The 20,544-nt window shown below is 76.0% G+C and carries 21 protein-coding genes; 13 read left to right on the forward strand and 8 right to left on the reverse strand.

Annotated features, from left to right (window positions below):
* Positions 1-250: 250 nt before the first annotated feature.
* Positions 251-1,384 carry a glycosyltransferase family 4 protein gene (locus tag ACIQBJ_RS34170; RefSeq protein WP_400718578.1) on the reverse strand — a complete coding sequence of 378 codons (1,134 nt, stop codon included), beginning with the start codon at positions 1,382-1,384 and terminating at the stop codon, positions 251-253.
* A 191-nt stretch (positions 1,385-1,575) separates the two neighbouring features.
* Here ACIQBJ_RS34170 and ACIQBJ_RS34175 point away from each other — a divergent pair, with 191 nt between their 5' ends.
* The 6 genes from ACIQBJ_RS34175 to ACIQBJ_RS34200 all read left to right on the forward strand — a co-directional run bounded on the left by ACIQBJ_RS34175 (position 1,576) and on the right by ACIQBJ_RS34200 (position 7,807).
* Positions 1,576-2,646, forward strand: a complete 1,071-nt coding sequence (locus ACIQBJ_RS34175) for a glycosyltransferase (RefSeq protein WP_400718579.1) — start codon at positions 1,576-1,578, stop codon at positions 2,644-2,646.
* Between the two features lie 73 nt (positions 2,647-2,719).
* Positions 2,720-3,250, forward strand: coding sequence for an SPFH domain-containing protein (locus ACIQBJ_RS34180; protein WP_400718580.1), 531 nt, complete (start codon positions 2,720-2,722; stop codon positions 3,248-3,250).
* 169 nt (positions 3,251-3,419) lie between these two features.
* Entirely contained in the window at positions 3,420-4,229 is an 810-nt protein-coding gene (locus ACIQBJ_RS34185) for a DsbA family protein (protein ID WP_400718582.1), read from the forward strand.
* A gap of 287 nt (positions 4,230-4,516) precedes the next feature.
* Positions 4,517-5,416, forward strand: coding sequence for an ABC transporter permease (locus tag ACIQBJ_RS34190; RefSeq protein WP_400718583.1), 900 nt, complete (start codon positions 4,517-4,519; stop codon positions 5,414-5,416).
* Positions 5,406-6,605: an ABC transporter ATP-binding protein gene (locus ACIQBJ_RS34195; protein ID WP_400718584.1), complete on the forward strand. Its 1,200-nt coding sequence runs from the start codon at positions 5,406-5,408 to the stop codon at positions 6,603-6,605. The genes ACIQBJ_RS34190 and ACIQBJ_RS34195 overlap by 11 nt, the downstream gene beginning before the upstream one ends.
* Before the next feature lie 2 nt (positions 6,606-6,607).
* Positions 6,608-7,807 carry a glycosyltransferase family 4 protein gene (locus ACIQBJ_RS34200; protein WP_400718585.1) on the forward strand — a complete coding sequence of 400 codons (1,200 nt, stop codon included), beginning with the start codon at positions 6,608-6,610 and terminating at the stop codon, positions 7,805-7,807.
* On the opposite strand, the gene ACIQBJ_RS34205 is transcribed toward ACIQBJ_RS34200, so the two are convergent.
* The 4 genes from ACIQBJ_RS34205 to ACIQBJ_RS34220 all read right to left on the reverse strand — a co-directional run bounded on the left by ACIQBJ_RS34205 (position 7,797) and on the right by ACIQBJ_RS34220 (position 11,235).
* On the reverse strand, positions 7,797-8,396 hold the full coding sequence (locus tag ACIQBJ_RS34205; RefSeq protein ID WP_400718586.1) for a hypothetical protein: 600 nt from the start codon (positions 8,394-8,396) through the stop codon (positions 7,797-7,799). The genes ACIQBJ_RS34200 and ACIQBJ_RS34205 overlap by 11 nt on opposite strands.
* A gap of 38 nt (positions 8,397-8,434) precedes the next feature.
* The gene (locus tag ACIQBJ_RS34210) at positions 8,435-9,175 is read right to left on the reverse strand and encodes an SAM-dependent methyltransferase (protein ID WP_400718588.1); all 741 of its coding nucleotides are present in this window, start codon (positions 9,173-9,175) and stop codon (positions 8,435-8,437) included.
* 74 nt (positions 9,176-9,249) lie between these two features.
* Positions 9,250-10,410: a glycosyltransferase gene (locus ACIQBJ_RS34215; protein ID WP_400718589.1), complete on the reverse strand. Its 1,161-nt coding sequence runs from the start codon at positions 10,408-10,410 to the stop codon at positions 9,250-9,252.
* A gap of 69 nt (positions 10,411-10,479) precedes the next feature.
* On the reverse strand, positions 10,480-11,235 hold the full coding sequence (locus ACIQBJ_RS34220; RefSeq protein WP_400718590.1) for a glutamate racemase: 756 nt from the start codon (positions 11,233-11,235) through the stop codon (positions 10,480-10,482).
* Between the two features lie 203 nt (positions 11,236-11,438).
* Here ACIQBJ_RS34220 and ACIQBJ_RS34225 point away from each other — a divergent pair, with 203 nt between their 5' ends.
* A complete protein-coding gene (locus tag ACIQBJ_RS34225) occupies positions 11,439-12,683 on the forward strand; it encodes a nitrate/nitrite transporter (RefSeq protein WP_400718591.1) in 1,245 nt (414 codons plus the stop codon).
* Positions 12,684-12,746: 63 nt separating this feature from the next.
* Here the strand turns inward: ACIQBJ_RS34225 and ACIQBJ_RS34230 are convergent, their stop codons facing one another.
* The gene (locus ACIQBJ_RS34230) at positions 12,747-13,745 is read right to left on the reverse strand and encodes a polysaccharide deacetylase family protein (protein ID WP_400718593.1); all 999 of its coding nucleotides are present in this window, start codon (positions 13,743-13,745) and stop codon (positions 12,747-12,749) included.
* 400 nt (positions 13,746-14,145) lie between these two features.
* Here ACIQBJ_RS34230 and ACIQBJ_RS34235 point away from each other — a divergent pair, with 400 nt between their 5' ends.
* The 6 genes from ACIQBJ_RS34235 to ACIQBJ_RS34260 all read left to right on the forward strand — a co-directional run bounded on the left by ACIQBJ_RS34235 (position 14,146) and on the right by ACIQBJ_RS34260 (position 18,649).
* Positions 14,146-14,406 carry a hypothetical protein gene (locus ACIQBJ_RS34235; RefSeq protein WP_400718594.1) on the forward strand — a complete coding sequence of 87 codons (261 nt, stop codon included), beginning with the start codon at positions 14,146-14,148 and terminating at the stop codon, positions 14,404-14,406.
* 224 nt (positions 14,407-14,630) lie between these two features.
* Positions 14,631-15,458 (forward strand): polysaccharide deacetylase family protein, encoded by an 828-nt coding sequence (locus ACIQBJ_RS34240; RefSeq protein ID WP_400718595.1) that lies wholly within the window; start codon positions 14,631-14,633, stop codon positions 15,456-15,458.
* Positions 15,451-16,638: a glycosyltransferase family 4 protein gene (locus ACIQBJ_RS34245; protein WP_400718596.1), complete on the forward strand. Its 1,188-nt coding sequence runs from the start codon at positions 15,451-15,453 to the stop codon at positions 16,636-16,638. Before ACIQBJ_RS34240 ends, ACIQBJ_RS34245 begins: the two co-directional genes overlap by 8 nt.
* A 98-nt stretch (positions 16,639-16,736) precedes the next feature.
* A complete protein-coding gene (locus tag ACIQBJ_RS34250; protein WP_400718597.1) occupies positions 16,737-17,408 on the forward strand; it encodes a sugar transferase in 672 nt (223 codons plus the stop codon).
* 126 nt (positions 17,409-17,534) lie between these two features.
* Entirely contained in the window at positions 17,535-18,149 is a 615-nt protein-coding gene (locus tag ACIQBJ_RS34255) for a NeuD/PglB/VioB family sugar acetyltransferase (protein WP_400718598.1), read from the forward strand.
* A gap of 17 nt (positions 18,150-18,166) precedes the next feature.
* Positions 18,167-18,649: an NUDIX hydrolase gene (locus ACIQBJ_RS34260; protein ID WP_400718600.1), complete on the forward strand. Its 483-nt coding sequence runs from the start codon at positions 18,167-18,169 to the stop codon at positions 18,647-18,649.
* Positions 18,650-18,691: 42 nt separating this feature from the next.
* On the opposite strand, the gene ACIQBJ_RS34265 is transcribed toward ACIQBJ_RS34260, so the two are convergent.
* Positions 18,692-19,621, reverse strand: coding sequence for an NAD-dependent epimerase/dehydratase family protein (locus ACIQBJ_RS34265; protein WP_400718601.1), 930 nt, complete (start codon positions 19,619-19,621; stop codon positions 18,692-18,694).
* Positions 19,622-19,857: 236 nt separating this feature from the next.
* Complete coding sequence (locus tag ACIQBJ_RS34270; RefSeq protein ID WP_400718603.1) at positions 19,858-20,400, reverse strand: PTS fructose transporter subunit IIA; 543 nt, start codon at positions 20,398-20,400, stop codon at positions 19,858-19,860.
* Positions 20,401-20,544 lie beyond the last annotated feature (144 nt).

Raw genomic sequence — 20,544 nt, forward strand, 5'->3', positions numbered from 1 at the left:
CCGCCACCCGCCCCCTCGGCCGCCCCCGCCCCCCGAGCGGCGCGCACCGGTACGACCCGGCCCGGCGTCACCGTCAATCAGGTCCCTCGGACCTTCCCCGCCGTCGATGCTTCCGGCCCCGGACCTGCGGCGCAAGCACTTTGGCCATTCTGGGACCAAGCCGTGGGCGGATTCCGGACGCGCGTACACAATCTGACGAATCGTCATCAAAAGGTCGGGAAGCGTGCGTATCCGAAGCGCCCTTCCCGGATCAGGCCAGTGCGCGCCCGTAGAACTCCACCATCCGCGCCGACACCTGCGGCAGCGTGAACCGGGCCAGGAACCGGGCCCGCGCCGCCTTCGCCCGCACCAGCGCCTCCCCGGGCCCGTCCAGCGCCCGCAGCAGCGCCGCCGCCAGCTCCTCCGGCCGCTCCGGCGGCACCAGCAGCGCGCACTCCTCCGACCCGGCCGTCTCGCGCAGCGCGGGCACGTCCGCGCACACCAGCGGCACCCCCACGCCCATCGCCTCCATCGCCGCGCTCCCCAACCCCTCCCAGCGCGAGGGCACCGCGAACACCTCCGCCGCCGCCATCAGGTCGAACACGTCGTCGCGCGGCCCCAGGAAGCGCACCCCCGAGGTCCGGGCCGCCAACTCCTCCAGCCGGGCCGTCTCCGCGCCCCGGCTGCCCGCCAGCAGCAGCACCGCGTCCGGCCGGGCCGCCCGCACCCGCGGCCACGCCGACACCAGCACGTCCAGGCCCTTCTGGTACTGCTGCCGGGCCGCCGCCAGCACCACCGGCACGTCCTCCGCCAGCCCCAGCCCCGCCCGCACGGCCGCCCGCCGGGCCGGCGTCACCGACCCCAGCAGCTCCACGTCCCGGCCGCGCGGCACCACGTCGATCCGCCGCCGCGCCACCCGCAGCCGGGCCGCCATCACGTCCGCCACGTGCTCGGTCAGCGCGTGGAAGCGCCGCACCCCCTGCGCCGTCAGCGCGTCCGCGCCCTGCGCCGCCCGCACCTTCCACGGGCGCAGCCCGCGCGCGTGCAGGTGCTCCGGCCCGTACGCCGCGTTCACCAGGCTCGACACCACCGGCACCCGGGCGGACAGCGCCGCCGCCCGCCCCAGCACGTCCGACTCGTACAGCGTGGTGTGCACCAACTCCGGCCGCAGCCGCCGGAACTCGGACCGCAGCCCGGCCACCCGGGCCGACCGCGAACCCCGCAGCACCGGCAGCACGCCCGCGCCCGCCGCCCGCAACTCCTCCTGGAACCCGCCCGGCGACTCCTTCAGGAACGCCACGTGCAGCTCCACGCCCGAGCGCACCAGCAGCGGAGCCATCGCCACCAGGCCCTGCTCCGCGCCGCCCACCCGGCTCACACTGTCGATCACGTACACCACGCGCACCGCGCCACACCCCCTCGCCCGGGCCACCCCCCGGCCGCCGCTCAGCATCCCAGCACGGACGCCCCCGCGTCCGCGAAACCGGAGGAAACCCGGCCGCCCGCCGCTCCGGCCGGACCGGCCCCGGACCGCCGCCGCCGCGGGCTTCCCCGAACCGCCGCCCGCGCCGCACCCCGCTCGGTAGGGTCGGGCCCATGGCCGAGCCGCGCGTACTGCACGTGATCACCGACCCCCGGGCGCGCGGCGCCCAACGCCTCGCCCGCGACCTGCACGCCGAACTCCTGCGCCGCGGACGGCCCTCCGAGCTCACCGCGCTGCACCCGCACCGCGACGCCGACCCCGCCGACCCGACCCCCGTCCTCGGCCCGTCCCGGCACCACCCCGCCACCCTGCGCGCGCTGCGCCGGGCCGCCGCCCGCGCCGACGTGGTGGTCGCGCACGGCTCCTCCACCCTGCAGGCCTGCGCCCTCGCGCTGTTCGCCGCCCGCACCCCCTTCGTCTACGTCAACATCGGCGACCCCCGGCACTGGACCGCGAGCCCCGCCCGCCGCCTGCGGGTCGGCGCCCTGCTGCACCGCGCCGCCGCCGTCGCCGCGATCTCCCCGCACGCCGCCGAGGTGCTGCGCGAGCGCTTCCGGCTCCCCGCCCGCCGCCTGCGCACCCTCCCCAACGCCCGCCCCGCCGACCGCTTCCGGCCCGCCGCCGACCCCGCCGAGCGGGCCGCCGAACGGGCCGCCCTCGGCCTGCCCGCCGACGGCCCGCTGATCGCCTGGGTCGGCGCCCTCAGCCCCGAGAAGCGCCCCGACCTGGCGCTCGCCGCGCACGCCGGCCTCCCCACCGGGACGCACCTCGCGCTGGCCGGCGAGGGCCCGCTGCGCGCGGGCCTCGACCCCGGCCCGGCGGTGCACCTGCTCGGCCCGCTCGCCGACCCCGCCCCGCTCTACCGGGCCGCCGACCTGCTGCTGCTCACCTCCGACTCCGAGGGCGTCCCCGGCGTGCTGATCGAGGCCGCGCTGGCCGCACTGCCCGCCGTCGCCACCGACGTCGGCTGGGTCTCCGACGTGGTCCGCCCCGGCGAGACCGGCCTGCTCGTCCCGCCCGGCGACCCCGCCGCGCTCACCGCCGCGCTGCGCGCCCTGCTCGACGACCCCGCCGCCCGCGCCGCGCACGGCGCCGCCGCCCGGGCCCACGCCCGGGCCCGCTTCGACCTCGACGTGGTCGCCACCGGCTGGCAGGACCTGCTGCGCGAGGTCGCCGCCCGCTGAGGCCCTCTGGCGGGACGGCGGCGCCCGGCGATACTTGGCACCTGACGGTGGGCGGGGAACGGGGGAGGGTCCGATGGCCGGATGGATCGTGGCGGTCCTGGTGGTGCTGCTGATCGCGCAGAGCGCGGTGCGGAAGGTCGGGCGGCAGGAACGCGGGGTGGTGTTCCGGCTCGGCAAGGCGCTCGACCGGACCAGGCGCCCCGGCTGGACGCCGGTGATCCCGTTCGTCGACCGGCTCGTCCGGGTCGACCTCTCCGACAGGACCGTCGTGCTGCCCTACCAGGGCCCGACCCGGGACGGCCGGAAGGTCCGGATCGAGGCCGCGCTGACCTACCGGGTCACCGACCCGCTGGCCGCCACCCTCAACGTCCGCAACCACGGCATGGCGATCGCCCAGCTCGGCCTGGTGGTGCTGCGGACCGCGGCCGAGCGCCACGACTACGACGAACTCACCACCTCGCGCGGGGAGTTGCGGCACAGCCTGCTGCACGAGGTCCGGCCCGCCGCGGCCGACTGGGGCGTCGAGCTCGCCCACGTCGAGGTCCGCGGCGTCGGCCCGGCCGTGCCCTCGGAGCCCTCGGCGCCCGAACCGACCGCCGGCTGACCGGAGTTCCCTCTCCGCCGGACCGTCCGCCGACCGGACCGCAACGGGGAGCGAGCCGTCGAACGCCCGTCCGAGCCGGTCCGGCCCGCCGCTGCTCCGTTCCGGCGAATTCCACCGCCCGTGGCCCGGTCGCGTGGAACGTCGCGGGGCCGCCTGCCACGCTGCCCTGGTGAATCCGCTGCTCCGCACCACTGTCCTGTTCGCCGTCGCCGGCGGCCTGCTCGCCGCCCCCGCGGTCGCCGCGCAGGCCGCGACCGCCCTCCCGGCCGGGTCCGCCGGCCCGCAGCTCCTGACGTCCGGTCAGCAGCCGTCCCTGCTCCGCCCGGCCGCGCCCACCCAGCAGCACCCGCCGGTGGCCGCGCTGCGCCCGCTGCGGCCCGTCGGCCAGGCCGCGCCCGCCCCGGGCGCCACGGTCGCCCCCGCCGCCCCGCTCGGCGCGCCCCCCGCCGCCGGCCACAAGGCCGAACGCGCCCACGAGGCCGTCGAGTTCTTCTGGTACGACTGCTACCACTCGGCGCAGCTGGAGCAGCCGCTGGAGAACTGGGCCGACCGGCACCGGGCGGACGTCACGCTGCGCCGGGTGCCCGCGATCTGGACCGGCAGCCCGGACGAGGCCGTCCAGCGCGCGCACGCCCGGCTCTACTACACCCTGGAGCGGCTCGGCGAGGTCGACCGGCTGCAGGCCACCGTGTTCCGCTCGATCCGCGAGCAGCACGCCGACCTCACCAACGAGAACGCCGCCACCGACTGGGCCGCCGCGCACGGCATCGACGCCACCCGGTTCCGGGCCGCCTACCGCTCCGCCGAGGTCGACCGGCTGGTCGAGGACGCGCCCCGGGTGTTCGTCGCCGACAAGGTCACCGAGCTGCCCACGGTGATCGTGGACGGCGCGGGCCGCACCTCGCCCACCCAGTCCGGCGGCGTCGACGGCATGCCCGCCGCGCTCGACCGGCTGGTGGCCGAGCAGCCGGCCGGCTGAGCGGCTCCCCCCGCGCCCCTGTACCCCCGCCTCGCCGGTGCCGTTCGGCCGGTAACTGTCTCCAACTCCCCTTCTCCCTGGCTGAGCTGGCGCAATCTTCACCGAACCCGCCCGCGCCCCGCACACTCTGTGTCATTGTGGTCGCCGGGCCGCCCGGGCAGCGGCGGCGACCGGCCGGGGGGATCGGCCGGCCCCGGCCGTGACCTGTCCGGTCCGGCCGGCAGACGGCACAGCCAGACGGCACAGGCACCGGGGGAGACCACAGCCCCCGGAGAGGGCAGGAGTCCGTGGGGGGACAGCGCGCACAGGTCATCGACGAGCGCGGGAGCACGACCGCCCCGCCGGGCGCCCCGGTCCCGGCCGGGCCACCGCCCGAACTCGTCTTCAAACGGCGGCTGCGCCCGCTCCAGGTGGCCCGCGAGCTGTGGGCCGCACGGGAGTTGGTCCGGGCGCTGGCCGAGCGCGACCTGCGCGCCCGGTACAAGCAGGCGGTGCTCGGCTTCGCCTGGGCGGTGCTCACCCCGCTCGCGCTGTGCGCCATCTTCACCCTGGTCTTCCACCGGGCCGTCAAGATCGAGACCGGCGCCGTCCCGTACACGCTGTTCGCGTACCTCGGCCTGATCGTCTGGCAGTTCTTCTCCAACACGATGAACCAGGGCGCGCTCAGCCTGGCCAACAACCTGAGCCTGCTGAACAAGGTGTACTGCCCGCGCGAGGTGTTCCCGCTCGCCACCATGCTGGTCGCCACCGTCGACATGGTGATCGGCGTCGGCGTGCTCGGGCTGATGTTCCTGGTGTTCTGGACCGCCCCCGCCGCCACCTTCCTCTGGGTGGTGCCGCTGCTGGCGATCCAGTTCGCCTTCACCTACGGCATCGCGCTGATCCTCTCGGTCGCCGTGGTCTACCTGCGCGACGTCCGCCACCTGCTGCCGATCATCACGCAGATGGGCGTCTTCGCCACCCCGGTCGCCTACCCGCTGGCGAAGATCCCGCAGCGGCTCCAGGAGATCTACGTCGGCGTCAACCCGCTCGGCGCCGTCATCGAGGGCTACCGCAAGGCCCTGCTGTACGGCGAGGCGCCGGACGCCCGGATGACGCTGATCGCCGCGGCGAGTTCGGTGGTCTTCCTGGTCGGCGGGTACCTGGTCTTCAAGAAGCTGGAAACGGGGATCGCCGATGTCGCGTGACTACCCTCTGGGCACCATCCGCACCGAGCTGGTCTGGAAGCGGTTCCGCGCCGACCAGCAGCGGATGCTGCTGCGCGACCGGGTCGACCAGATGGCCCGCCGCCTGCGCGGCGACCGCGGCGAGGACTGGCGCTGGGCGCTGCGCGACATCAACCTGCACATCGAGCCCGGCGAGTCGGTCGGCCTGATCGGCTCCAACGGCTCCGGCAAGTCGACGCTGCTGAAGATGCTCACCCGGGTGATGTACCCGTACGCGGGCGTCATCGACGTGCGCGGCCGGATCGGCGCGCTGATCGAGATCCGGGCCGGCATCCACCCCGACCTGACCGGCCGGGAGAACATCTACCTGTTCGGCGCGCTGCTCGGCCTCAAGCGCCGCGAGGTCGCCGGGCGCTTCGACGACATCGTCGAGTTCGCCCGGCTCGGCGGCGCGATCGACCGGCAGGTCAAGTTCTACTCCTCCGGCATGCAGATGCGCCTCGGCTTCGCCGTCGCCGCCTACCTGGAGCCGCACGTCCTGCTGGTCGACGAGGTGCTCGCGGTCGGCGACGCCGTCTTCCAGCAGCGCTGCCTGGACCGGATGCGCGAGGTCGCCGAGCAGGGCACCACCATCGTCTTCGTCTCGCACGACCTGCCCGCCGTGCAGTCGATCTGCCGCCGCGGCGTCTGGCTGGAGCAGGGCACCGTCCGGGTCGACGCCGGGATCAAGGACGCGCTGGCCGGCTACCGGGACTCCATCGAGGCCCAGTCCGAGGCGTCCGCCCGCACCGGCGAGCCGCTCCAGCTCCTCAAGTACGAGGTGCGCGGCGAGGACGAGGACGCCGCCACCCTGCACACCGACGAGCCGGTCACCGTCGAACTGACCATCGCCGGCGACTACCGCGGCGACGCCACCCTGCACCTGGGCGTCAGCGAGGGCACCTCCAGCCCGATCTTCCAGATCAGCCACGAGATCCGGATGACCGGCGGCGACCACAAGGTCGCCTGCGTCATCCCCCGGCTCCCGCTGCCGCGCGGCCGCTACACCCTGTGGACGGGCGTCTACTCGATCGGCAAGACCGACGGCGGCACCCTGATGAGCTGGCACTCCGCCGGGCAGTTCGACGTGTTCGGCCCGATGCTCGACACCCCGCCGCGCGCCGTCGTGATGGCCGCCCCCGTCTTCGTGCCGCACCAGTGGGAGGACTGAGCATGCGTTCCGTCCGGGTCCTGGTCCACCTCAACAACCTGGCCCTCGGCGGCGCCCAGCTCAACGCCGTCGACATCGCCCGCACCCTGCGCGACCGCGGCCACCGGCCGGTGCTCTTCGCCCAGGGCGTCGACGGCCCCGCCCCGCTGGTCGAACTCGCCGCCGAGCACGACCTCGACCTGGTGGTGGCCGGCGACCCCGGCACCCCGCACGCCGTGGTCCGGGCCCGGCTCGACCGGCTGGTCGCCGAGCACGGCTCCCAGCTGATCCACGCCTGGGAGGTCCGGGCCGCCCGGAACGCCTACTTCGGCCCCGGCCGACAGGGCCGCCTCCCGATCGTCACCACCTTCTACGGCATCCGGATGCTCCGCGGCATGCCCCGGCACCAGCCCCTGGTCCTCGGCCTCGGCGCCCTGATGCCGGACGGCCGGGCCTTCGGCCACCGCGACCTGCGGCTGATCGAACCCCCCGTCGACACCGATTCCGACGCGCCGGGCGCGGTCTCCGGCGCCGCCTTCCGCGCCGAAGTCGGCGCCGCCCCGGACCAGTTGCTGCTCTGCATCGTCACCCGCCTGGTCTCCGGCCTGGAGAAGGACGCCGGCGTCTCCCGCACCATCAACGCCGTCCGCCTCCTCGACGACCCGAACCTGGTCCTCGCCGTGGTCGGCGGCGGCCCCAGCGAGGAGCGGCTGCGCGCCGAGGCCGCCGCCGCCAACGAGCAGCTCGGCCGCACGGCCGTCGTCCTGACCGGCCAGCGCCCCGACCCCCGCCCCGCCTACCAGGCCGCCGACCTCGTCCTCGGCATGGGCGGCTCCGCCCTGCGCGGCCTCGCCTTCGGCAAACCCGTGATCGTCCACGGTGCGAGCGGCTACACCGCGATCCACGAACCCGGCCCGCTGGTCGAACCGCACGCCTCCCGCTGCATGTACGGCCACGGCGACGACCCCGCCGACGCCAAGGCCCTGGCCGCCCAGATCCGCGCCCTCGCCGACGACCCCGCCCGCCGCGCCGAACTCGGCCGCTGGGGCCGCGACTGGGTGGTCGGCCGGTTCTCCCTCGACCACGTCTCCACCGCCTTCGAGGAGATCTACCGCGAACTCCTCCACCGCCCCCCGGGCCGCACCGCCTGGCTCCGCGACCTCGAACAGATGTCCCGCTACGAGTTCGTCAAGCCCACCGCCCGCCGCCTCCTCAACCGCTGACGCCCCGTCCGTCCCGGCCGTGCCCCGGGACGGGCACGCCGAGGGCGCGCAGGAGGGTGCGGGCGGCCTCCTCGGCGGACAACTCGTCGGATTCGAGGGCGAGTTCGAGGACGGCGGGGTCGGCGGGGCGGCCGGTGGCGGCGGACCAGGCGAGGGCGTGGCGGCGGGCCTCGGCGCGGTCGGCCGTCCAGGCGGCGGTGACCTCGTCGACGCACTCCTGCCACTCGGCGGCGCTCAGGCCCTCGTCCTCGCGCTCGCAGCCGAACCGTTCGCGCACCTCGTGCTCCACCACCAGGCGGACGTTGTGCGCGAACGACCAGCCCGCACCGCCGGGCACGCAGCCCCGGACCTCCGACCAGTCGCCGTGGAGGACCCGCACCACCAGGGCGGGCGCGCCGGTCCGCTCCGCGAGCCGGACCGCCAGGTCCTCGGGGAGGGCGGCGATCCGGGTGGTCAGCAGCCACCAGCCGTCGGGGCAGGCCACCGTCTCGTCGGGGTACGGGAGTTCGGGCAGCACGGGAGTGCCGGGGCTGCCGGTGTCGTCGGGGTCGTCGGTGCGGAAGGCGAGCAGGTGGCCGTGGAAGCCCATGGGCGGTTCTCCTCGGAGCGGAAGGCATGCCGGGTCGGTCAGGCGCCCGGGCGCAGCACGAGTGTGACGAAGCCGAAGGCGGACCGGTACCCGGTCAGCCACTCCCGCCGGTGCGCGTCGGCGGTCCGCAGGGCCTGCTCCCGGTCGGGCCCGGCCGGCCGGTCGAGCGCCCAGTCGGTGAGCGACCCCGTCCAGGCCCACTCGTAGGCGTCGAGTTCCGCCCGGGTGGAGGTGTGGCCCGCGACGGGCTCCCAGCCCGCGGCCCGGACGGCGTCGACCGTGCCGGACAGGTCGAACAGCTCGTCGCCGAACAACTCCCGTGCGAGCGGCGAGGGTTCGCCCTCCCAGTAGGACTCGCCGAGCAGCACCGCCCCGCCGGGCGCGAGCAGCGGCCGGACGGCGGCCAGCGTCGGCCCGAGACCGCCGAACGCGTACGCCGCGCCGACGCTCAGCACCGCGTCGAAGGGCTCGGCCGCGGTGAACTCCCGTACATCGGCGTGCCGCAGGCCCAGCCGGTCGGCCACCCCGGCCCGCTCGGCGCTGCGCCGCCCGGCCTCCAGCCCGGCGGCACCGGTGTCCACCCCCACCGCCCGCAGCCCCGGGTGCGCGGCCAACGCCCTTACCGGCCAGGCCGCTTCGCCGCACCCGAGGTCCAGCAGCCGCCCGTCGGCCCGCCCGCGCAGCAGCCGCGCCAGCAGCCACTTCACCGACTCGTCGGACAGCGGGGCGGCGATCGGATGGTCGCGGTGCGCGATCCGGGAGATCTCGTGTCGTTCCATCGTCCGATCGTGCCCCACCGGCCGGGCCGCCGTGCCACGGGCCCCGCCGCCCCCGGTTCCGCCCGCGCGGGCGGCTATTCGGCGCGCTGCGGCCGCGGGTACGTCCGCCCCTTCCAGGCCGCGCCCCGGCCGCGCCAGTGCTGGAGGGCGGAGTCGACCGTCATCAGCAGGTACAGCAGCGCGGTGAACGGCAGCAGCGGGGCGGCGGCGGCCCGCACCCCGTAGTAGCGGAGCATCGGGACGTAGGTGCCCGCCATCACGGCCCAGGCCGCCAGGCCGGTCGCGGCCGTCCCCCACGCGCCGGTCGCCAGCCCGGCCAGGGCCGTCACCGGCGGGGCCAGGTAGACCAGCCCCAGACCGGCCACCGTGCCGGTCAACAGCAGCGGGGAGTAACGGAGTTGGGCGTACGCGCTGCGCGAGACCATTCGCCACAGCGGGCCCAGGCCGGGGGAGGGGCGGACCGAGTCGACCCGGTCGGCGAGGCCGAGCCAGGTCCGGCCGCCGGTGCGCTTGACGGCCCGGGCCAGCGAGACGTCGTCGATCACCGCGCCGCGGATCGCCGCGATCCCGCCCGCCCGCTCCAGCGCCTCCCGCCGCACCAGCGAGCAGCCGCCCGCCGCGGCGGCCGTCCGCGCACCGGGCCGGTTCGACCGGCGGAAGGGGTACAGCTGGGCGAAGAAGTACACGAACGCGGGGACGATCAGCCGCTCCCAGCGGCTCGCCACCCGCAGCCGGGCCATCTGCGAGACCAGGTCCAGGCCGTTCGCCTCCCCGGCCGCGACCAGCGCCCGCAGCGAACCGGGACGGTGCGCGATGTCGGCGTCCGTCAGCAGCAGCCACTCGGCGTCCCCGGCCTGCTCGACGCCGTGGCGCAGCGCCCAGAGCTTGCCCGTCCAGCCCGCGGGCAGCGGCGGGGGAGTGCTGACGGTCAGCGGCAGGCCGCCGACGCGGTCGGCCAGCCCGCGGGCCAGCGCGCCGGTGCCGTCGGTGCTGTGGTCGTCGACCAGCACCACCCGGGCCGGGCCGGGGTACTCCTGGGCCAGCACGCTCGGCAGCGACACCGGCAGCACGTCCGCCTCGTCCCGGGCCGGGACCAGCACCACCACCGCGGGCCAGCGCGCGGGCCCGGGCGCGGCCGGCAGCCGCTGGTCGGTCCGCCAGAACCCGCCGTGGCACGCCGCCAGCCAGACCCACACCAGCAGCGACACCACCGACACCCACCAGAGCACCGTCACCCGGGCAGTGTGCCCCAGCGGGCGGCCGCCGCCCGAGAGGCGCGACCGCGCGGATCGGACCCGGACGCCTCAGACCCGGATGCCCGCCAGCACCTCGCCCTGCGGGTAGCGCAGCGCCGCGACCTGCAGCGACGCCGGACGGCCGGAGTGCAGGACGGTCAGCGTCCCGTCGCCCGCCGGGGCGGGGCCCAGGCGGCGCAGCGCCTGCGCGGCGACCGCGTCCGCCGAGCCGTGCAGCCGGGCGGGGGCGGCGAGCGCCGAGGCGATCTGCCCGTCGACCAGTTCGTAGTGGGTGCAGCCGAGCACCACGTCGGTGGTGTGCGTGGGCGTCCGGGCGGCCGCCGAGGCGACCGCGTCGGCGATCGCCGCCTCGTCCGCGTACTCCACCGCCTCCGCCAGCCCGGGGCAGGCCACCTCGTGCACCTCGGCGCCGCCGCCGAACTCGGCGATCAGGCCCCGCTGGTAGGCGCTGCCGGTGGTGCCGGGGGTGGCCCAGATCGCCACCACCCCGCCGGCCGCCGCCGCGGGCTTGATCGCGGGCACCGTCCCGATCACCGGCAGCTCCGGCTCGAACTCCGCCCGCAGGTGCGCCAGCGCGTGCACCGACGCCGTGTTGCACGCCAGCACCAGCACGTCCGGCCCGTGCGCCAGCGCCGCCTGCGCGCACGCCCGGGCGTGCGCCGTCACGTCCTCGGGTGTCCGGGGGCCCCACGGCATCCCGTCGGGGTCGCAGGAGACGATCAGGTCCGCGTCCGGCCGCAGCCGGCGGATCGCGGCGGCGGCGGCGAGCAGTCCGAGTCCGGAGTCCACGAGAGCGATCTTCACGAGCGACGACTCTACTCCTCCGGCCCCCGCCCCCCGGCGGGCCGGACACGCGGCGCCGACGGCCCGCTCCGTGGACGTCCGGCCCGGTCCCGGCCCGGTCCCGGTCCCGCCCCGGAGCCGCCACCTGCTCCGTTCGCGTGACGGAGCGGCCGCGCCCGGCGCGTTCCGGGCGGGAAGCCCGGGGGTCTGCGCAGGCTGGGCCCATGGGACAGCTGACAGCTTCGGGGACACGGAGGACGGCCGACGGGGACAGGGTGTCGGGGACGGCCTGGACCAACCTGGTGGTGGCCACGGTCGGCTTCACGCTGACCTTCTGGGCCTGGAACCTGATCGCGCCACTGGCCGGCGAGTTCGACAAGACACTGCACATGTCCTCGTTCGGGCAGTCGTTCCTGGTCGCCGTCCCGGTGATCGTCGGCTCGCTCGGCCGCGTCCCGGTCGGCGCGCTGACCGACCGGTACGGGGCGCGGCTGATGTTCCCGCTGATGTCGGCGCTCACCATCGTGCCGGTGCTGCTGCTGATCCCGGCCAAGTCCTCGTACGGGGCGCTGCTCGCCGTCGGGTTCTTCCTCGGCCTCGGCGGCACCACCTTCGCGATCGGCGTGCCGCTGGTGAACTCCTGGTTCCCGCCGCACAAGCGCGGCCTGGGCGTCGGCGTGTTCGGCATGGGCATGGGCGGCGTCGCGCTGTCCGGCTACTTCACGCCCCGGCTCTGGAAGCACGGGCACAACCTGCCGTTCTGGGTGCTGGCGATCGCCCTGGCCGGCTACACCGTGCTCTCCTTCCTGCTGCTGCGCGACCGCCCCGACCGGGTGGTCCCCACCGCCTCGCTGGCCACCCGGCTCGGCCGGGCCGGGAAGCTCCGCGTCACCTGGGAGCTCTCCGCGCTGTACGCGATCGGCTTCGGCGGCATCGTCGCGTTCGGCGTCTACCTGCCGACCTACCTGAAGACCTGGTACGAGCTGTCCGCCACCGACGCCGGGACCAGGGCCGCCGGGTTCGCCCTGGTCACCGTGGTCTTCCGGCCGTTCGGCGGCTGGATCTCGGACCGGGTCCACCCGGCCGTGGTCACCGCCTGGGCGCTGGCGGTCACCGCCCTGTTCGCCGTCGTCCAGGCCTTCGACCCGGCGCTCAGCCCGGTCGGCACCATCGCCTTCCTGGTGATGGCCGCCGGGCTCGGCACCACCAGCGGCTCGGTGTTCGCCCTGGTCGCGCAGGTCACCCCGATCGCCCAGGTCGGCTCGGTGACGGGCATCGTCGGCGCGATCGGCGGCCTCGGCGGCTTCGTCCCGCCCCTGGTGATGGGCGCGATCTACAGCGCCAAGGGCAGCTACTCGATCGGCTTCATGCTGCTGTCCGACCTGGCCCTGGCCGGCTGCGTCTACGCCTTCGGCCGGATGCGCGGCATCCGCCCCACCGCGCCCGCCACGCCCGCCGAACCGGCCTGACCCCCCGGCCCGATCCCTGCCCGACCCCACCGGCCGGGGGCCTGCCGCCCCCGGCCGGTCGGCTCAGGCCTGCGCCCCCAGCAGGCGCTGCACCGCTGGCTCCAGGCCGGACAGGATGGTGTCGAAACGGCGGGTCGAGGTCGTGGAGTCCACCTGCAGCCGGCTGATCCGCAGCGGGTGGGCCGGCAGCCGGGGGCCGAGCCGGTGGTCGGAGAGGAAGCCCAGCCGGTAGCCGAGCTGGCGCAGCACCGAGTCCGCCCGCTCGTCGAACCCGCCGTCGGGGTACGCGAACGCCGTCGGCGCCTCGCCCAGCCAGCGGGTCAGCACCCGGTGCGCGCCCGCGATCTCCGCGTGCACCGTCGCCTCGTCGCAGCGCCGCAGCGACGGGTGCCCCAGCGTGTGGTTGCCCACCGCGACGTCCGCCTCCAGCAGGGCCCGCAGGTCCTCCGGGCGCAGCTGCTCCTGCGCCGGGGGGCGGCGGAGCGCCGAGACCCGCAGCTCGGCCAGGCTGCGCCGGCGGTCCGGGTCGGGCAGCGCCTTCAGCAGCGCCAGCACCCGGTCCGGGTCGCCGCCGCTCGGCAGCAGCCGGGCCCGGCCGCCGTTCCGGGCCAGGAACGCGGCCTCGTGCCACCAGAACGGCCGCTCGGTGCCGACCAGCTCGGCGATCACGAACGCGGCCGCCGGGATGCGGCGGGCCACCAGCTCCGGCAGGGCGTGCCGCAGCACGGTGCGGTCCGGGTCGTCGAAGGTCACCAGCACCGAGCGCGGCGGCAGCGGCCGGCCCTCGGTGACGGCCCGCTCCACGTCCTGCACCGAGACGGGGGTGGCGAGCCGCCGCAGCCGGTCCAGCTGGGCGCCGAACGACCGCGGATCGGTGACGCCGTGGTAGGCCAGCACGGCCAGCCGCTGGGCGGCCCGGGCCCGGAACAGCGGCTGGGCCGGGCTGAACCGCAGCCAGCTGCCCCGGTCCTCCCGGGGACGGCGGGCGGCGGGCGCGACGGCGATCGGGACGACGGGATGGGGCGGGGCGCAGACGGCAGCGGCAGTGGTGGCGTACGACACGGTTCCCCCCTCGGTCGCCGGCAAGCGGCGTGGCGGTACCGTCGGCAGGCGGAGCCCGGCCTCCGACCCCGGGCGCGGCGGCTCCGCTCCCGAGTGATCTAGCCCGCGGCGGGCACTCCCAATCCCGCTCGGCGGACGGCTCCTGGATCGCTCAATGTAGTGGAGACCACCGACGCCCCGGGATGGTTGTACGCCGGACGGCGAGTTTTCGCGGGCGGTTCCGGACCGCCCCGGACGGGCCCGCCGCAGCACCCCCGGCGGGCCTGCCGCCGCACCCCCGAATCGCCCCCCCGACCCGGGCCGGAACGACTGAGGTCGGACACGGACGATCCTCCCCGGGCGGGCCGAACAGGGTCGGAGGGCCGTGGCCCGGCACCGTGCGGCGCGTTACCGTGGGGGCATGGCAGACACCCGGAGCCACCGCACCGCCACCCGCCGCGCCGAACTCCTCGGCGGCTGCGCCCTGCACCGCCACCGGTCGCTGCTGGCCCTGCTCGGCACGGTCTGCGTGGCGACGGGCATCGCGGTCGCCGTCCTGGTCCCGGAGAGCGACGGCCCGGCCTGGGTGATGGCGGTGGCCGGCTGCCTGGCCGCGGGCGTGCTCCTGCTGGTCCGGATCGCCCTCGCCCTGCTCCGTCCGAACGGCGGCGCCACCTCCTGAGCCCCGGCCGTACCCCCTGGGCCCCGGCCGTCCGGTGACCCGAGAACGGCCACCAAACGGACAGGACCGGTCGGACCGGCTGATTTTCGGCCTACCTGCGCACTTCTTTCACGTTTCCCGGGCCGCAGCACCACACTTCCCCCTACTGTGATGCGCATCGTCCGCGGCAGCCGCGGACCGGGGGTTTCACAGGTTCCGGTGCGGGGGCACCGCGAGGGGGATTCATGGCGAGCACCGCCGTTGCGGTCGGCGGCCTTCGGACCAAGGTCAAACAGCAGTTGGCCCGCGCGGCCGGCCGGGTGCCCGGGGAGGGGGCCACCGTGCTGATCTACCACCGGGTCGGCGGCGGTACCACCGACGAACTCGACCTCGCCACCGCCGACTTCACCGCCCAGGCCGACCTGCTCGCCGAGCTGCCGCCCGGCCGGGTGGTCTCCCTCGACACCGCCGCCGACCGCCTCGACGCCGGCCTGCGCACCCCCAGCACCGTCCTCACCTTCGACGACGGCTTCGCCGACACCTACGACACCGCCTGGCCGCTGCTCAGGGAGCGCGGCCTGCCGTTCACGATCTACCTGGCCAGCGGCCTGGTCGGCGGCCCCATGCAGTGGGAGGGCTCCACCGCGAAGGGCGCCCCCGCCCAGGGACTGCACTGGGAGCAGCTGCGCGAGATGACCGACTCCGGGCTGTGCACCGTCGCCAACCACACCCGCACCCACGCCCGGCCCGAACTGCTCACCACCGCCGAACTCGACGCCTGCGGCGACGACATCGAGGAACACCTCGGCACCCGCCCCCGGCACTTCGCCTACACCTGGGGCCGACCCGTTCCGCACATGGACGCCGCGCTGCGCGCCCGGTTCCGCACCTCCGCCACCGGCGAGGTCGGCCGCAACCTGCCCGGCCACGACCCGGTCCGCTTCCACCGCGTCCCGGTCCGCCGCACCGACCCGATCGACTTCTTCCGCGCCAAGCTGTACGGCCGACTGATCCCGGAACGCGCCTACGCCCGGATCGTCGCCACCGCGAAGGCGGTGGGCGCCAGTGCCTGACCGGCTCCCCCTGCGCCTGCGCGGCGAGGACGGCCGACCGCTGCGGGTCGCCCACCTCACCACCGTCGACATGTCGCTGCACCTGCTGCTCGCCACCGAACTCACCGTCGACGTCGAGCACGGCCTGGAGACCCACGGCATCAGCGCCCCCGGCCCCTACCTCGACCGGATCGAGCGGATCGGCGTCCGGCACCGCCCGCTGCCCTCGCTCACCCGGGCCTGGCAGCCCCGCGCCGACCTCGCCGCCGCCCGCGAACTCCTCACCGCGCTGCGCGAGATCCGGCCCGACGTGCTGCACACCCACAACCCCAAGACCGGCGTCCTCGGCCGCGTCCTGGGCCGGCTCGCCCGCGTCCCCGTCGTCGTCAACACCTGCCACGGCCTCTGGGCGCAGGCCCACGACCCGCTCGCCAAGCGGCTCGCCGTGCTCGGCGCCGAGGCCCTCGCCGCCCGCTTCTCGCACGCCGAGCTCTACCAGAACGCCGAGGACCACGCCACGCTCGCCCGCTGGGGCGTCCCCGCGCGGCGCTCCCGGGTGGTCGGCAACGGCGTCGACCTCGACCGGTTCCCCGCCCCCGGCCCGCGACGGGACGCCCTGCGCGCCGAACTCCGCGCCCGACTCGGCGTCGCCGACGACGAGTTGCTGGTCGGCGGGGTCGGCCGGCGGGTCGCCGAGAAGGGCATCCGCGAGTACGCCGAGGCCGCCCGCGCCCTGGCCGGCAAGGCCCGCTTCGTCTGGATCGGCCCCGACGACCCCGACAAGCCCGACGCCCTGCGCGCCGCCGAGGCCGGACTCGAATTCCTCGGCGCCCGCGACGACATGCCCGCCGTCTACGCCGCCCTCGACGTTTTCGTCCTCCCCTCCTACCGGGAGGGCTTCTCCCGCTCCGGCATGGAGGCCGCCGCCAGCGGCCTCCCCATGGTGCTCAGCGACATCCGCGGCTGCCGCGAGATCGGCACCCACGACGAACACCTGCTGCTCGCCCCGGCGGCCGACGCCACCGCCCTGACCCGCGCCCTCGACCGGCTCCTCACCGAGCCGGAACTCCGGATACGCCTGGGCGCGGCGGCCCGCCGCCGCGCCCTCGACCAGTTCGATCAGCGCGCGGTCGCCCGGGTCTCGCTGGAGACCTACGCCGCCGTCGCCCGCCGCCGCGGACTGCGCTGGAGCACCGACTGACATCGACTGACACCGCCTCCACGCGGTACCGCCCCGCGCGCCGAGCAGCCCGAAGCGCGCCCACAACACCACAACGCACCAACCCAGTTGGGGGAGAAATGAAGCGAGGGGGGGACCTCGCGGTCGCCGCACTGGCCGGGATCATCGCCGTCCCGCTCGGCCTGGTGATCGCCCTCCTGATCCGCGCCACCATGGGCGGACCGGTGATCTTCCGCCAGACCCGCTCCGGCCGCCACGGCCAGGAGTTCCGCATCCTCAAGTTCCGCACCATGCGCGACAAACGCTTCGAGGACGAACCCGATGCCCCGCGCATCACCCGCCTCGGCGCCCTGCTCCGCAAGACCAGCCTGGACGAACTCCCGCAGCTGTGGAACGTCGCCCGCGGCGACATGGGGGTCATCGGCCCCCGCCCCACCCTGCCCGAACAGGTCGTCCACTACACCGACCGCCAGCGCGGCCGCCTCGCCCTGCGCCCCGGCCTCACCGGCTGGGCCCAGGTCCGCGGCCGCAACTCCATCACCTGGCCGGAACGGATCGAACTCGACCTCTGGTACATCGAGCACCGCGGCCTGCTGCTCGACCTGCGCATCCTCGCCCTCACCGCGAAGATGCTGCTGCGCCCCACCGGCATCACCGCCGCCGGCGGCGTCAACCCCGGCTTCCCGGTGCCCGCCGAGGCGGGCGCGGCCGGCCAGCAGCGCATCGTGCTGCCCCGGCAGGCCACCGCCACCGCACCCCGCCTGATCCAGGAGGAACTGCGGCACGGCTGAGCCGAAACGATCCACCGGGGCGGGACACGGACGGACCGTGCCCCGCCCCGCGATCGTGCCCGCTACCGTCCGACCTGACGGACCGTCCGACACCACGGACAACACGGAGAACACGGAGAACACGCAATGCTGTGGATCGCGGGAGCGGGCGGCGTCGGCCGGGAAGCCCTGGACGTGGCGCTCGCCGCGGGCGTCGGGGTCGCCGGGTTCCTCGACGACCGGCTCGCCGGGGGAGAGGTGCGCGGACTGCCCGTCGCCCGGCCCGCCGCCCTGGCCCCCGGGACGCCCTACCTGATCGGCATCGCCGACCCGGCCGTCCGGGCCCGGCTCGCCGCCCTGCTGGACGCCGCCGGGGGCGTCGCCACCACCCTGGTCCACCCGCGCGCGATCGTCGCCCCGGAGACCGAACTCGCCCCCGGCTGCCTGGTGATGGGCGGCGCCCACCTCTCCAGCAGCGTCCGGATCGGCCCGCACGGCCAGGTCCACTACAACGCCACCGTCGGCCACGACAGCCGCCTCGACGCCCGGGTCTCGGTCTACCCCGGCGCCAACGTCTCCGGCTCCGTCCACCTCGCCGAGGACGCCACCGTCGGCTCCGGCGCCGTCGTCCTCCAGGGCCGCACCGTCGGCCGCGCCGCCTTCGTCGGCGCCGGCGCCGTCGTCACCCGCGACGTCCCCCCGGCCACCACCGTCGTCGGCGCCCCGGCCCGCCCCCTGCCGCCCACCCCGCCGACCCCGTGAACGCCTAGGCTCCCCGCATGGGAATTCCTGCGTTTCTGGCCGAACTCCGCTCCGTGGTCGGCACCATGCCGCTGTGGCTGTCCGGGGTGTCGGCGGTGGTCCTCGACGACGACGGGCGGGTGCTGCTCGGGCGGCGGGCCGACAACGGGCGCTGGGCGGTGATCGGCGGCATCCTCGACCCGGGCGAGCAGCCCGCCGACGCCGTGGTCCGCGAGTGCCGGGAGGAGACCGGGGTGACCGTCCGCCCCGAGGCACTCGTCCAGGTCGGCGTCACCCCGATGATCGAGTACCCGAACGGCGACCGCTCGCAGTACCTCGACCTGGTCTTCCGCTGCCGCCTGGTCTCCGGCGAGGCCCGGGTCAACGACGACGAGTCGCTCGAGGTCGGCTGGTTCGCCCCGGACGCGCTCCCCGAACTCGACGAGCGCGCCCACGAACGGATCAAGCACGCGCTGGCCGGAACCGACACGGCGCACTTCGAACTGACGGAGCACCGGTAACGGCGCCCGCGCGCCGGGGCGCCCCGGCGCGCGGCCCGCGCCTCAGAGCGTCCGGAACCACTCCGTGGTGCGCCGCAGCCCCTCCGCCAGCGGCACCGGCCGCACCTCGGGGAACAGCTCGCGCAGCCGCGCGTTGTCGGCCTGCGAATCCCGGACGTCGCCCGGCCGCGGGCCCACGTGCTCGGCGGCCACCGGCGCGCCCAGCACCTCGCCCATCAGACCGATCAGCTCCAGCAGCGACGTCCGCGTCCCGAACGCCAGGTTCACCGGGTCCGCGGAGACCACCCGGCGCAGCACCGCCTCGGCGAGCACCTGGGTGACCGTCCCCACGTAGGTGAAGTCGCGGCTCTGCAGCCCGTCCCCGTGCACCGTCACCGGCCGGTCGTGCAGCGCCGCGTCCAGGAACGCCGGGACGACGGCCGCGTACGCGTGCCCGGCGGGCTGCAGCGGGCCGAACACGTTGAAGAAGCGCAGCGGCAGCACGCCCAGGCCGTAGCAGTGGTGGTACGCGCCGAGATAGGACTCGGCGGCGAGCTTGGACACCGCGTACGGGCTCATCGGCACCGCCCGCATCGACTCCCGCTTGGGCAGCTCCCGGTTGGCGCCGTACACCGAGGAGGAGGACGCCGCCGCCACGTACAGGCCGCCCGCGCGGCGGGCCGCCTCCAGCACCTCCAGGGTGCCGGTCGCGTTGGCGTGGTGGCTGGCCAGCGGGGCCGCCACCGAACGCGGCACCGATGGCAGCGCCGCCAGGTGCACCACCGCGTCCGCGCCGGTGAAGGCCGCGTCCAGCAGCGCCGCGTCCAGGATCGTGCCCTCGAACAGCGTCACGTCGACGCCCGCCAGGTTGGCCTTGCTGCCCGTCGACAGGTCGTCCACCACCCGGACTTCGTCGACCTCCGGACGGGACGTCAACTCCCTTGCCAGATTGGCCCCGATGAAACCGGCACCACCGGTGATCACCACACGCATCCGTACGCACCACCCCTCCGCCGGGCCCGGGGAATCCCCCCACCGGGCCGATGCGCCCGACTCTAGCGGCGGCCACCCGCCCGGCGTGCGGAAAACCCGCTCAATCGGGGCCGAACCGACCTATTGGACCCGCCCCGCTCCACCCCCGGCCGACCCCCGCGGCGGACCCGCGCGTCCACCGATCGGCGGACCCGGCGGACCCGGCGGACCCGGCGGATCGTGGGGGAGGGGGCGGCTCAGTGCTTCGGCCGCCGCCCGGTCTCCTCCGCCGCGTCCAGCACCGCCGCCAGGTCGCCGCCCGCCGTCGCGGTCGCCACCGCCGCCACCGCGCCTTCCACGAACGGCGCGTCCGCGAACCGGACCGGGAACGGCAGCCCGTGCTCGTCCGCCCGGGCCAGCAGCGCCAGCACCGTCCGCACCGCGCCCTCCAGGTCGCACAGCACCGCCACCCCGTGCCCCTGGTCGACTCGGCGGGCCGCCGAGGCCACCAGCAGCGCGCTGGCGCCCGGCCCGTCGGCCGGCGAGCCGCCGGTCGCCGCCACCGGCGCCGCGTCCGCCGTATCGGCCTCCGCCAGGGCCAGCGCCCGGGCCGCGTCCGCCAGTTCCAGGCTGTGCGAGACCAGCACCACCCCGACCCGGCCGTGCCCGACCGGCCGGGAGGGCCGCGGCACGGCCGGCCCGGGCACCGGCACCGTGCCCGTCGCCGCGCCCACCGGCGGTGCCGACGGCGCGGTGGTGATCGGGATGACGTCGGCCCGGCTGCCGTCCCGCTGGTCCATCGGCTGCTCCCCGGTCGGTGGCTGACCGCGCGTCGGCTGACCGCGCACCACCCATCCTCACCCCGGCCGGGGCCCGGAGCGGGCCAATAGCACAGGTGTCGGCGCGGCACGGCCGGAACGGCCCATCTCCACCGTCGGCGGGGC

The organism is Kitasatospora sp. NPDC088391 (genome assembly GCF_044753345.1).
GTDB lineage: Bacteria > Actinomycetota > Actinomycetes > Streptomycetales > Streptomycetaceae > Kitasatospora.

Excerpts from the sequence above, each read along its gene's own strand:
- ACIQBJ_RS34225 (WP_400718591.1), top strand. The coding sequence starts at position 11,439 with ATGGGACAGCTGACAGCTTCGGGGACACGGAGGACGGCCGACGGGGAC.
- ACIQBJ_RS34205 (WP_400718586.1), bottom strand. The coding sequence starts at position 8,396 with ATGGGCTTCCACGGCCACCTGCTCGCCTTCCGCACCGACGACCCCGAC.
- ACIQBJ_RS34235 (WP_400718594.1), top strand. The coding sequence starts at position 14,146 with ATGGCAGACACCCGGAGCCACCGCACCGCCACCCGCCGCGCCGAACTC.
- ACIQBJ_RS34180 (WP_400718580.1), top strand. The coding sequence starts at position 2,720 with ATGGCCGGATGGATCGTGGCGGTCCTGGTGGTGCTGCTGATCGCGCAG.
- ACIQBJ_RS34210 (WP_400718588.1), bottom strand. The coding sequence starts at position 9,175 with ATGGAACGACACGAGATCTCCCGGATCGCGCACCGCGACCATCCGATC.
- ACIQBJ_RS34265 (WP_400718601.1), bottom strand. The coding sequence starts at position 19,621 with ATGCGTGTGGTGATCACCGGTGGTGCCGGTTTCATCGGGGCCAATCTG.
- ACIQBJ_RS34250 (WP_400718597.1), top strand. The coding sequence starts at position 16,737 with ATGAAGCGAGGGGGGGACCTCGCGGTCGCCGCACTGGCCGGGATCATC.
- ACIQBJ_RS34270 (WP_400718603.1), bottom strand. The coding sequence starts at position 20,400 with ATGGACCAGCGGGACGGCAGCCGGGCCGACGTCATCCCGATCACCACC.
- ACIQBJ_RS34200 (WP_400718585.1), top strand. The coding sequence starts at position 6,608 with ATGCGTTCCGTCCGGGTCCTGGTCCACCTCAACAACCTGGCCCTCGGC.
- ACIQBJ_RS34260 (WP_400718600.1), top strand. The coding sequence starts at position 18,167 with ATGGGAATTCCTGCGTTTCTGGCCGAACTCCGCTCCGTGGTCGGCACC.
- ACIQBJ_RS34175 (WP_400718579.1), top strand. The coding sequence starts at position 1,576 with ATGGCCGAGCCGCGCGTACTGCACGTGATCACCGACCCCCGGGCGCGC.
- ACIQBJ_RS34240 (WP_400718595.1), top strand. The coding sequence starts at position 14,631 with ATGGCGAGCACCGCCGTTGCGGTCGGCGGCCTTCGGACCAAGGTCAAA.
- ACIQBJ_RS34195 (WP_400718584.1), top strand. The coding sequence starts at position 5,406 with ATGTCGCGTGACTACCCTCTGGGCACCATCCGCACCGAGCTGGTCTGG.
- ACIQBJ_RS34255 (WP_400718598.1), top strand. The coding sequence starts at position 17,535 with ATGCTGTGGATCGCGGGAGCGGGCGGCGTCGGCCGGGAAGCCCTGGAC.